This window comes from Nocardioides sp. (assembly GCF_025964975.1).
Classification (GTDB): Bacteria; Actinomycetota; Actinomycetes; order Propionibacteriales; family Nocardioidaceae; genus Nocardioides.
Genome location: NZ_JAOPXV010000156.1, coordinates 1 through 10,251 on the forward strand (window position 1 = coordinate 1; position 10,251 = coordinate 10,251).

General features: G+C 70.4%; 11 protein-coding genes. 8 read left to right on the plus strand and 3 right to left on the minus strand.

The window, feature by feature from the left end:
* Positions 1 to 174: 174 nt before the first annotated feature.
* Positions 175 to 786 (minus strand): MerR family transcriptional regulator, encoded by a 612-nt coding sequence (locus JWN68_RS12040; RefSeq protein WP_297739050.1) that lies wholly within the window; start codon positions 784 to 786, stop codon positions 175 to 177.
* 107 nt (positions 787 to 893) lie between these two features.
* On the opposite strand from JWN68_RS12040, the gene JWN68_RS12045 reads away from it, so the two are divergent.
* The 4 genes from JWN68_RS12045 (at position 894) to JWN68_RS12060 (ending at position 6,698) form a co-directional block, all read left to right on the plus strand.
* Positions 894 to 2,105 carry an acetyl-CoA C-acetyltransferase gene (locus JWN68_RS12045; protein ID WP_297739053.1) on the plus strand — a complete coding sequence of 404 codons (1,212 nt, stop codon included), beginning with the start codon at positions 894 to 896 and terminating at the stop codon, positions 2,103 to 2,105.
* 121 nt (positions 2,106 to 2,226) lie between these two features.
* Positions 2,227 to 4,455, plus strand: coding sequence for a 3-hydroxyacyl-CoA dehydrogenase NAD-binding domain-containing protein (locus JWN68_RS12050; RefSeq protein ID WP_297739055.1), 2,229 nt, complete (start codon positions 2,227 to 2,229; stop codon positions 4,453 to 4,455).
* A 55-nt stretch (positions 4,456 to 4,510) separates the two neighbouring features.
* Positions 4,511 to 5,215, plus strand: coding sequence for an ABC transporter ATP-binding protein (locus tag JWN68_RS12055; protein ID WP_297739058.1), 705 nt, complete (start codon positions 4,511 to 4,513; stop codon positions 5,213 to 5,215).
* Positions 5,190 to 6,698 (plus strand): hypothetical protein, encoded by a 1,509-nt coding sequence (locus JWN68_RS12060; protein WP_297739062.1) that lies wholly within the window; start codon positions 5,190 to 5,192, stop codon positions 6,696 to 6,698. Before JWN68_RS12055 ends, JWN68_RS12060 begins: the two co-directional genes overlap by 26 nt.
* Before the next feature lie 21 nt (positions 6,699 to 6,719).
* On the opposite strand, the gene JWN68_RS12065 is transcribed toward JWN68_RS12060, so the two are convergent.
* Both JWN68_RS12065 and JWN68_RS12070 read right to left on the minus strand, forming a co-directional pair.
* Positions 6,720 to 7,241, minus strand: coding sequence for a hypothetical protein (locus JWN68_RS12065; RefSeq protein ID WP_297739065.1), 522 nt, complete (start codon positions 7,239 to 7,241; stop codon positions 6,720 to 6,722).
* A gap of 49 nt (positions 7,242 to 7,290) precedes the next feature.
* Positions 7,291 to 7,917, minus strand: a complete 627-nt coding sequence (locus JWN68_RS12070; protein WP_297739069.1) for an RDD family protein — start codon at positions 7,915 to 7,917, stop codon at positions 7,291 to 7,293.
* A gap of 170 nt (positions 7,918 to 8,087) precedes the next feature.
* Here JWN68_RS12070 and JWN68_RS12075 point away from each other — a divergent pair, with 170 nt between their 5' ends.
* The 4 genes from JWN68_RS12075 (at position 8,088) to JWN68_RS12090 (ending at position 10,102) form a co-directional block, all read left to right on the plus strand.
* Positions 8,088 to 8,336: a hypothetical protein gene (locus JWN68_RS12075; RefSeq protein WP_297739072.1), complete on the plus strand. Its 249-nt coding sequence runs from the start codon at positions 8,088 to 8,090 to the stop codon at positions 8,334 to 8,336.
* A 175-nt stretch (positions 8,337 to 8,511) separates the two neighbouring features.
* Positions 8,512 to 9,045: a hypothetical protein gene (locus tag JWN68_RS12080; RefSeq protein WP_297739076.1), complete on the plus strand. Its 534-nt coding sequence runs from the start codon at positions 8,512 to 8,514 to the stop codon at positions 9,043 to 9,045.
* Positions 9,045 to 9,494 (plus strand): FtsX-like permease family protein, encoded by a 450-nt coding sequence (locus tag JWN68_RS12085; RefSeq protein WP_297739079.1) that lies wholly within the window; start codon positions 9,045 to 9,047, stop codon positions 9,492 to 9,494. Before JWN68_RS12080 ends, JWN68_RS12085 begins: the two co-directional genes overlap by 1 nt.
* Positions 9,434 to 10,102 (plus strand): hypothetical protein, encoded by a 669-nt coding sequence (locus JWN68_RS12090; protein WP_297739081.1) that lies wholly within the window; start codon positions 9,434 to 9,436, stop codon positions 10,100 to 10,102. Before JWN68_RS12085 ends, JWN68_RS12090 begins: the two co-directional genes overlap by 61 nt.
* The last annotated feature ends 149 nt before the right edge of the window (positions 10,103 to 10,251 follow it).

Sequence of the window (10,251 nt, forward strand, 5' to 3'; positions counted from 1 at the left end):
ATCGCAGCCGAACTCAACGCCCGGCCCCGCAAGAGACACGCATTCCGCACCCCAGCCGAAACGCTTGAGAAACTACTCATCGAAACCACAAAACACCCCGGTGTTGCGTGACTGTCTGGAATCCGCCGAACCCGAAATGTGGCTCACGAACCGCTTGACCCGGGTGCGGGCGGGCTAGGTGCGCGGAGAGGTCCCGCGGCGCTCGTAGGAGTCGGCGGAGGCGTCCATCGCCTGCTCGTAGGCCGTGACCAGTCCGGCGATCGTCAGCGGCTTCAGCCGACGGACCAGGAGGTGGAGGTCCTCGACGCTGCCGCCGGCGTCGCGGACGGCCGGCCACACGTGCGTACGCACGATCTCGGACAGCTCGTCGGCGACCTGCTGTCCGTGCCGCGCGTAGACCTCGGCGACGGCAGCGGCGGCTTCGGGCGCAACACCCAGGGCGGCGAGGCCCTCTGCCACGTCGACGTCGCGATCCGCGGTCAGCGGGGCGAGCAGGGAGAGGTGCAGCGCGATGTCCGAGGGAGTGGCGTCGGCCGGGATGCGGTCGAGGTAGCCCTTGATCGCGGACAGGGTGAAGCCGTGGTCCTGCAGGGCGCGGACGAGCTCGAGGCGGGCGACGTGGTCGGCCGAGTAGTAGCCGGACCGACCCTGGCGGAAGGGCGGCGGCACCAGACCCTTGCTCGTGTAGAACCGCACGTTGCGCACGCTCATGTCCACGCGCTCGGTCAGTTCGTCGAGGGTGAGCAGCGCCGGTTGATCGAGGGCTTCTGGCGTGACGGATGTCATGGGGACCTACCTCCTCGGGACTCAGCCGTGGGCCTGGAGCGGTGACCGGGGTCGTGACTCGGGCCACACCTTCGCCATTCTGACAGTACTGGTGTCACAATCGGGTCATGGCAGAGGCATTCATCTATGACCACATCCGCACTCCCCGTGGCAAGGGCAAGGCGGCCGGGGCACTGCACGAGGTCAAGCCGGTCGACCTCGTGGTCGGCCTGCTCGACGAGGTTCTCGAGCGCAACCCGGACTTCGACCCCCACCGCGTCGACGACGTGGTGCTGGGAGTCGTCACGCCCATTGGCGACCAGGGCGGTGACATCGCCAAGACCGCCGCACTGAAGGCGGGCTATCCGGAGACGGTGGCAGGCGTGCAGCTCAACCGCTTCTGCGCCTCGGGGCTCGAGGCGGTCAACCAGGCCGCGAGCCGGGTGCGCGGTGGCTTCGAGGACCTGATCCTCGCCGGCGGTGTCGAGTCGATGAGCCGCGTGCCGATGGGCAGCGACGGGGGCGCCTGGGCGATGGACCCCGCGACGGCGCTCGCCACCGGCTTCGTGCCCCAGGGCATCGGCGCCGACCTCATCGCCACCATCGAGGGCTGGAACCGCGAGGACGTCGACACGTTCGCCGCGCAGTCCCACCACCGCGCAGCGAAGGCGTGGGCCAACGGCTACTACTCCAACGCGGTCGTGCCCGTCAGGGACATCAACGGCGTCACCATCCTCGACCACGACGAGCTCATCCGGCCCGATACGAGCGTCGAGGGCCTCGCCGGCCTCCGACCGTCCTTCGCGCAGATGGGCAAGGACGCCGGCTTCGACGACGTGGCCCTGGAGAAGTACCACTGGGTCGAGCGGATCGACCACGTCCACCACGCCGGCAACAGCTCCGGCATCGTGGACGGCGCGGCCATCATGGCGATCGGCAACGAGCAGGTCGGGCGCGACCTCGGACTGACCCCCCGCGCTCGCATCATCGCCACGGCCGTCAGCGGCGCCGACCCGACGATCATGCTGACCGGTCCCGCACCGGCCGCCCGCAAGGCGCTCGCCAAGGCAGGGCTGGGCGTCGAGGACATCGACCTGTTCGAGATCAACGAGGCCTTCGCCGCAGTCGCGATGCGGTTCATGCGCGACATGGGCATCAGCGACGAGATCACCAACGTCAACGGCGGCGCCATCGCGATGGGCCACCCGCTCGGCGCCACCGGCGCCATCATCCTGGGCACCCTGGTCGACGAGCTCGCCCGGCGCGACCAGCGGCGCGGTCTCGCCACGCTCTGCGTCGGCGGAGGCATGGGCATCGCCACCATCGTCGAGCTGGTCTGACCCCCTTCCGCTCACGGCTCCTTCCGGCCTTGTCCGCCGGTAGTCCGGCGGCAAGCGGCTCTCGACTCGCCCCTGACACGACCATTTCCCCCGGACTACCCTCAGCCCTCAAGGACTACGCATGACTGACACCCAGACCGCCGTCACCGACGAGCGCAGCGCGGTCCGCTACGACCGCGACGCCGACGGCATCGTCACCCTGACCCTGGACGACCCCACGGCCAGCGCCAACACGATGACCGAGCTCTACAAGGACTCGATGGAGCGAGCGGTCGAGCGGTTGTACGCCGACCTCGACGACGCCGACGCAGGGGTCACCGGCGTCGTGCTGGCCAGCGCCAAGAAGACGTTCTTCGCCGGCGGCAACCTCACCGCGATGATCCAGGCGACGAAGGCCGACGCCGAGCGGATCTTCGAGATGGGCGAAGCCATCAAGGCGAGCCTGCGAAAGCTGGAGACCTTCCCGCGCCCGGTCGTCGCGGCCGTCAACGGAGCGGCCCTCGGGGGCGGACTCGAGATCGCGCTCGCGGCCAACCACCGCATCGCGGTGGACGACCGCTCCGTGAAGCTGGGGCTGCCGGAGTCGACGCTGGGGCTGCTGCCTGGTGGGGGCGGCGTCACCCGCGTCGTCCGCATGCTCGGTCTCCAGTCAGGGCTGATGGACGTCCTGCTGCCGGGCACCCAGTTCGACCCGCAGGGCGCCCTCGCCAAGGGCCTGATCGACGAGGTCGTCGCCACCCGCGAGGAGCTCATCCCGGCGGCCAAGGCCTGGATCGCCAGTGTCAAGGACGACGCCGAGGCGGCGCAGAACCCCTGGGACCGGGCCGGCTACAAGATGCCCGGCGGGACCCCCAAGTCACCGAGCCTGGCCGCCTTCCTGCCCGCCTTCCCGGCGTTGCTCCGCAAGCAGACCAAGGGAGCGGTCTATCCCGCGCCGCGCGCCATCCTCAGCGCCGCCGTCGAAGGGGCGCAGGTCGACTTCGACACGGCCTCGCGGATCGAGTCGCGCTACCTCACCAGCCTGATCGTGGACCAGGGCTCCAAGAACATGATCCAGGCGTTCTTCTTCGACCTGCAGGCCATCAACTCCGGGTCGCTGAGGCCCGAGGGGATCGAGCGCTTCAAGGCGACCAAGGTCGGCGTGCTCGGTGCCGGGTTGATGGGCGCCGGCATCGCCTACTCGTGTGCCCGCGCCGGCATGCAGGTCGTGCTGAAGGACGTGTCGGTCGAGAACGCGGAGAAGGGCAAGGCCTACACCGCCAAGCTCAACGCGAAGGGGATCGAGCGCGGCAAGCTGACCCAGGACAAGGCCGACGAGCTGCTGGGCCGGATCACCGCGACCGCCGACCCCGCCGACCTCGCCGGGTGCGACCTGGTGATCGAGGCCGTCTTCGAGGACCCGAGCCTGAAGGCCAAGGTCTTCGCCGAGGTGGCTCCCTTCGTCAACGACGACGCCCTGCTCTGCTCCAACACCTCGACGCTGCCGATCAGCGAGCTCGCCGGCGGGGTCACCCGACCGGCTGACTTCATCGGGCTGCACTTCTTCAGCCCCGTCGACAAGATGCCGCTCGTCGAGATCATCCGCGGCGAGGAGACCTCCGACGCCGCGCTGGCCAAGGCCTACGACGTCGTCCAGCAGATCAAGAAGACCCCGATCGTCGTCAACGACAGCCGAGGCTTCTACACCTCGCGCGTCATCGGCACGATGGTCAACGAGGGTCTCGCGATGCTCGCCGAAGGTGTCCACCCGGTCTCGCTGGAGCGGGCGGCCACCCAGGCCGGCTACCCCGTCGGGACGCTTCAGCTCTGCGACGAGCTCAACATGGAGCTGATGGCCAAGATCCGCAAGGCCGCCCTGGACGCCGCCGAGCGCGAGGGCGCCGAGACCACTCAGCACCCCGCCGACGAGGTCGTCACCAGGATGATCGCCCTCGGCCGCCCCTCACGTCTCAGGGGCGCCGGGTTCTACGAGTACGACGAGTCCGGACGCCGCGCCCGGATCTGGCCGGGGCTGGCGACGGAGTTCCCTCCCAGCGAGACCCAGATCCCGCTGCAGGACATCAAGGACCGGCTCCTGTTCGTGGAGGCGCTCGAGACGGCCAAGTGCTTCGAGGAGGGCGTCATCACCTCGTCCGCCGCCGCCAACATCGGCTCGATCATGGGCATCGGGTTCCCGCCCAGCACCGGCGGTGCGGCCCAGTTCATGGTCGGCTACGAGCGCGACGGTGCCCTGGGGCTTGCGGCCTTCATCGCGCGGGCCGACGAGCTCGCTGCGGCGTACGGCGAGAGGTTCCGACCGACCGCACACCTCCGCGGCCTCGCCGAGCTCGGCGAGACGTTCCCGGCCTGAGGACCGGTCCCGTCGTTTCTCCGCGCGCCGGGGGAGCAGCGGGGACAATGGTGCGGTGCCCCCCGTGATCGACGTCCACGACCTCCATGTCCGCTTCGGTGAGGTGGAAGCCGTTGCCGGCATCGACCTGTCCGCCGAGGCCGGTCAGGCCACGGCCCTGCTCGGCCGCAACGGCGCTGGCAAGTCGACCACGATGCGGGTCCTGGCCGGGGTGGTGCCTCCGACCGAGGGAACTGTCCTCGTCGGCGGTGTCGACGTGGCACGCGACGCGATCTCGGTGAAGAGGCTGGTCGGCTACTGCCCGGATGTCGGCGGCCTCGTGCCGCTCGCCACACCGTGGGAGCACCTCCAGCTCATCGCCCGGCTGCGGCGCATCGACGACTGGGAGACGCGCAGCCGCGACCTGCTGGAGCGCTTCGACCTCGGGGACGTCTCGCACCGGGTGACGAGCGGCTTCAGCCACGGCATGAGTCGACGGCTGTCCGTCGTGCTCGCGGCCTTCCACCAGCCCGACGTGCTGCTCCTCGATGAGCCCTTCGACGGTGTCGACCCGATCGGCGTGGACGCGACGCTGGACGTGGTCGCCGACGCTCGCGCCCGCGGCGCCTGCGTGCTCGTCTCGACGCACCTGCGCGACCTGGCGATGCAGGCGTGCACGACCGCCGTGGTGCTGCGCAGCGGGGCGCGCGTCGCCTCGATGGCGTCCGGTGAGCTCGAGGGAGAGGCCGGCGCCGATGCCTACCGCGCGCTCCTGGACTGACCCGCTCGCGGATCTCTGGCACCTGCTGCGGTTCCGCGCCCAGACCGTACGCCGACCGCGAGCCGCTGCTGTCGCCTCCGTCGTGCTCGTGGTGTGCACCTTGGCTGCGATGCTCGTCCCACCCCATGTCGGCGCCCTGGCGAAGGTCGGAGGACCGGAACAGGTGGTCGGCTACCTGCCGTCCATGCTCAGCGGCTTCCTGGTCCTGAGCATCGTCTCGGCCATCTCGGGCGGGGGCGGGCGTGAACTGTTGCCGCGCGACCAGGCGGCGATCCACCCGATCACGACCACCACCGAGCACCTCGGCGCGCTGACGCTGAGTCCGCTCAACCTCGCCTTCCTCCTCCAGGTCTGGCTGCTGCTGGGGGCGACGTCCTTCGTGACCGGTGGCGACGGCTGGCTCGTCGGCCAGCTGCTCGTGCTGCTCTGGATCGCCTTCGGGACCGCACTGGGGCAGGCGGTCGGCTGGACGGTCGAGATCGTGCGCCGTGGGGAGCGCGGGGTGGCGATCGTCCGCACCATCAGCATCGTGGGTGCGCTGGGAGCCCTGGGTCTCCATCTCAGCGGCCGGTTCGTCCCTGTCCTGGAAGGGGGCCCGGCACGTCGGCTGGCCTCCTTCGTGGACGGCACGCGTGCGGACGCCTGGCTCGCTGTGCCGGTGCTGCTCGTCCTGACCGTGATCATGGTCCTGGTCGGGGTGCTGCCCGCCGGGGCCGCTCTGCGCCGTTCACCTCGAGACGAGCTGAAGGTCGAGAGCGGGATCCATCCCGCCCGGCCGCTCCCGCTCAGTGACGCGGCCATGCTCCTCCGGATGGATCGCGCAGCCGTATGGCGCTCGGTGCCGATGCGCCGCGGCCTGATCGTGCTCGCGCTCGGTCCCGGGCTGGTGGCGCTGGTCGGGGCGATGAGCTGGGGCTCGGTGATGGTGCTGCCGGGCCTCGTCATCAGCGGTGGTGCGCTGTTGTTCGGCGTCAATGCCTGGTGCCTCGACGGTCGCGGGGTCCTGTGGCGCGAGAGTTTGCCCGTGCCGCCGCGGACGGTCTTCCGCGCCCGGGCGCGGGTGCTGGCGGAGTGGCTGATCGGGGCGTCCGCGATCACGGTCACGCTGGCATCGGTCCGTGCCGGGGTGCCGACCCTCAACCAGGCGATCTCGATGCTCACGCTGCTCCTGGTGGTGACGGTGCAGGTCGTGTCGGTGTGCATGTTGTGGTCGGGCCGACGGCCGTTCAGCGTGAACCTGCGCTCGGCGCGGGCGACGCCCGCCCCCCCTTTGGTGATGGTGGGCTACTCGTCGCGGCTGGCGGTCACCACGACGTTCACGGCCCTGATCTTCTCCACCGCGTCCGGAGGTGGCTGGCTCTGGCTCTCGCCGGTCCTGGCCGTGCCGCTCCTGTTCTGGTCACTGCGCACCCTGCGCCGGGCCGAACAGCAGTGGGTGGCGCCCGCGCCACGGGCGGTCGTGGTGATGACGGTCGCGGGTTAGCTGCGGCTGGGCCGAGCTACGTCAGCTCGGCTGGAGTGACGTCTTCGAGCACACGGACTGGGCGACGCTGAGGTCCTCGAGCGCCTCGTCGGACCAGTCGGCCATGAGCGCGGCGATCGTCGCATTGCGGATGATGTCCTGGTCCAGGCGCCGGTCCAGGCAGGCGACGTACTTGGACGTGTCGAGCTTGCCACTGGTCAGGTCGACCTGGGCCTTGGTCGACTCGGCCACGAAGTCGGTGCAGGCCAGCTGGGCATAGGTCCACGCCTCGGCGACGGTGCGGTCCAGGGCCGTGACCTCGCGGTTGACGTCGAACTCCTTGTCCAGGACGCCGCCCTCCCGCAGCTGGTCCGGGGTGACCTTGTCGAGCAGCCCGTCGGCGAAGCACTCACCGGCCTCCGTGCTGTCGTCGCCCGGGTGGTCGCCGGCGAACAGCGCGACCAGCTCAGCTCGGACGGGGTCGACGTCGGGGCCGGAGGCATCCTCCCTCGAGGAGGCCGCGTCACTGCACCCGACGAGGGCCGGCCAGCAGGCCAACGCCACGAGAAAGGCTCTCGCGCGCGCCACCCGCCGGCCGGACCTCGTCACGCGGTCAGCCCTTCGGCTGGTCGATGACGTAGGTGCCGATGATCTTGTCGGCGAACGTCTGGCGCTTCGCGTCCCACAGCGGCCACAGGAAACCGATGTAGCACGGGATCGCGTCGATGATGTGGGCGAGCTGGCGCACGAAGGACATGCCGGCGCCGATCGGCTGACCCGTCTCGGCCTTGACGAGCTTGATTCCCATGACGCCCTTGCCGACCGAGTAGCCCGTCTTGCCCTGCTTGATGCAGATGTTCCAGATGAACACGGCGAGGTAGAGCACAAACCCCAGGCCCATCAGTGCGAGACCGAGGCCGCTGGTCTCGCCCATCGTGGTGGTGGGCTGTCCGGTGATCGGGTCGATCTCCGTCGTCGCGCCACCCGCGGCCATGCCTGCACCGATGTAGTAGGGAAGCATGGCGGCGGCCAGGATCAGGCCATCGATGAGGTAGGCCCCCACCCGCTTGCCCCAGTGGGCGAACTGCGCGTGCTGCGGGGCGCCATAGCCACCCTGGGCGTACTGGTCGCCGTACGGGTTCTGGGTGGGCTGACCGTACGGTTCCTGCGGGCTGGAACCCGTCGGGTCCTGCGGGTTCTGACCGTACGGGTCGGATGGTGGGTTGCCGTAGTTGGACAAAGTGATTCCCCTCGTGAAGACGTCTTGTACGTCGAACGGCCCACACCCTAATGGGCGCGGGCCGAAGTCCGTCCTCCCCGTTACACCGGCAGTCCAAGCCTGGACCGCGCGTCTGTCCTGCCTGCGGACAGCCTGGCTGACGGAGCGCGGTAGATACTCGGTATGCATCGATGTCGGCCCTCCAGGACTACACCCGCCTCAAGCGCACCGGCCGCGCGTCCCGGCCCGACCAGCCAGAGGACCTCGCCTGGTCGTTGGTCCTCGACTCCCTCGTCTTCGACGCCGAGGCCGAGATCCGCTGGCTCGACCACTGCGAAGCGCGCCTGCGACGCGCCGCCCTCGAGGGCCAGCTGCACACACCCGCCCGGCCGACGCGGCCGAGCGTGACCACAGACGACCACGAGGAAGTCCGCCGATGACACTCCCAGACAGCGCCGTGCTCCACGCCCTGCGCGGCGTGAGCTTCACCGCCCGCGCCGGCGAGCTCGTCGCCGTCATGGGGCCCACCTCGCTGACGTCCTGGGCGACCGGGAGGCCATTCCCATCAGCCAGGGCTACGGGGACGTCGAGCTGGGATCCCGGCGCATCAAGATCATGCCGAGCGAGGTGGACCTGCGGAACCCGCTGGCCAAGGGGCTGTTCGAGCTGAGGACAGGGGAGCTGCCCGCCGCGCCCGGGGAGGCTGTTGTCAACGAGGCCTTCGCAGAACGCCGACTCTCGATCGGGGACACGGCGGAGGTGCTCGTCGAGGAGATCACCGTCGTCGGTATCGGCCGCGATGCCTCGTGGCGAAGGGCTCCGACGGTCACTGCCCTGCCGGGAACCTTTGGACCGGACTCCGCTGGCGGCGCCTCGGGGACCGGGTGGCTGGTCGGGGGCGACGATCTCCTGTGGTCCGACGTCCAGGACCTGAACGGGGCCGGTGCGCTCGTCTATTCGCGTGCCGTCGTCGAGGACCCGCCGCCCGTGGGCGACCTGCCCCCGGAGCTCGCCTTCCAGACCGGGAGGTCGGGGGAGGTCATGGCCGTCGTCGCGCTCATCATCTCGATGGCGCTGCTCGAGGTCGTGCTGCTCGCCGGGCCCGCCTTTGCCGTCGGGGCACGGCGACAGGCGCGCACCTCGCGCTGATGGCCGCCTGTGGAGGCACGCCGCGTCAGGCCCGGCGCGTCGTCCTCGCCGCCGGTGTCGTGCTCGGTGCGGTCGCAGCCCTGCTCGGTGCGGTGCTCGGCGTGCTGCTCGGGCTGGTGCTGGTTCCGGTCGTGCAGGGGTTCAGCGACACATGGTTCGGTCCGGTCGACGTCACGTGGCTGGTCGTGGCCGTCGTGGCCGCCTTCGGCGTGCTGAGCGCGTTCCTGGCTGCGGTGGTGCCGGCCTGGCTGTCCTCGAAGCAGGGCGTGGTCGCCGTACTCGCCGGACGTCGTGGTGACGCCCCGCCGTCCGCGCGCACTCCGGTCATCGGGCTGGTCCTGCTGGGGATCGGGATGCGCTGTCCGTGGTCGGCGCCCAGGGTTCCGCCTTGTTCGCGAACGGTGAGTTCGGGGTGGCGATCGGCGCGGTCGTGTCCGTCTTCGGGATGATCTTCGTCGTCCCCCTCGTGGTGTCGGTCCTCGCGCGGTTCGCGGGCCGGTTGCCGCTGGTGATGAGGTACGCCGCCGGTGATGCCGCTCGACACCGGACCCGGACGGTCCCGGCGGTCGCAGCCGTGGGGGCCACCGTGGCGGGGGTCGTGGCGCTCGGGATCGCCAACAGCAGCGACGAGGCCGAGAACCGGGAGCCCTACGAGCCGACGCTGGCGATGGGGTCCGCGACCGTCGGGGTCAGCGCCGACTACGACCCGAAGACCGGTGTGGCGACGCTGCCCCCGGACGACGTGTGGACGCGTATCGACGCAGCGATCGCGGAGCGCCTGCCGGGCGCGACCCCGCAGGTGCTCCGGGGACAGCGACCGGAGCTCCCCGACGGGGACAACCTCCAGATGGAGCTCGTGAGAGACGACGAGAACGCTCCCTACCTCGGTTCCTGGGGTGGCGCGCCCAGCAACGCCGTGACGTTCGTCAGCGACGGCCCGGTCCCCGGCCTCATCGACGTGGCGGCCAGCAGCGCACCGCGATCATGGCCGCCCCCGAGTACGGCCGGGCCGTGGTCTTCACCCAGACTCGGGTGGACGCCGAGACGGTCGTCGTGAGCAAGGTCGTCTACCCCCCGGACGGCGGCAAGGCCAGCACCTCCGCGCTGACCTGGCCCGCGCTGTTCGTCGACCTGCCGGGCATCGTGCCGGTGCAGCTCCTCTGCCCCCCGCGCCGGCGGAGGAGACGGGCGTCCCCGTCACCACCG

What these genes read in the sequence shown, in the direction of transcription:
- JWN68_RS12040 (WP_297739050.1), bottom strand. Translation starts at nt 786, where the DNA reads ATGACATCCGTCACGCCAGAAGCCCTCGATCAACCGGCGCTGCTCACC.
- JWN68_RS12045 (WP_297739053.1), top strand. Translation starts at nt 894, where the DNA reads ATGGCAGAGGCATTCATCTATGACCACATCCGCACTCCCCGTGGCAAG.
- JWN68_RS12085 (WP_297739079.1), top strand. Translation starts at nt 9,045, where the DNA reads ATGGCCGCCTGTGGAGGCACGCCGCGTCAGGCCCGGCGCGTCGTCCTC.
- JWN68_RS12075 (WP_297739072.1), top strand. Translation starts at nt 8,088, where the DNA reads ATGTCGGCCCTCCAGGACTACACCCGCCTCAAGCGCACCGGCCGCGCG.
- JWN68_RS12050 (WP_297739055.1), top strand. Translation starts at nt 2,227, where the DNA reads ATGACTGACACCCAGACCGCCGTCACCGACGAGCGCAGCGCGGTCCGC.
- JWN68_RS12080 (WP_297739076.1), top strand. Translation starts at nt 8,512, where the DNA reads ATGCCGAGCGAGGTGGACCTGCGGAACCCGCTGGCCAAGGGGCTGTTC.
- JWN68_RS12060 (WP_297739062.1), top strand. Translation starts at nt 5,190, where the DNA reads ATGCCTACCGCGCGCTCCTGGACTGACCCGCTCGCGGATCTCTGGCAC.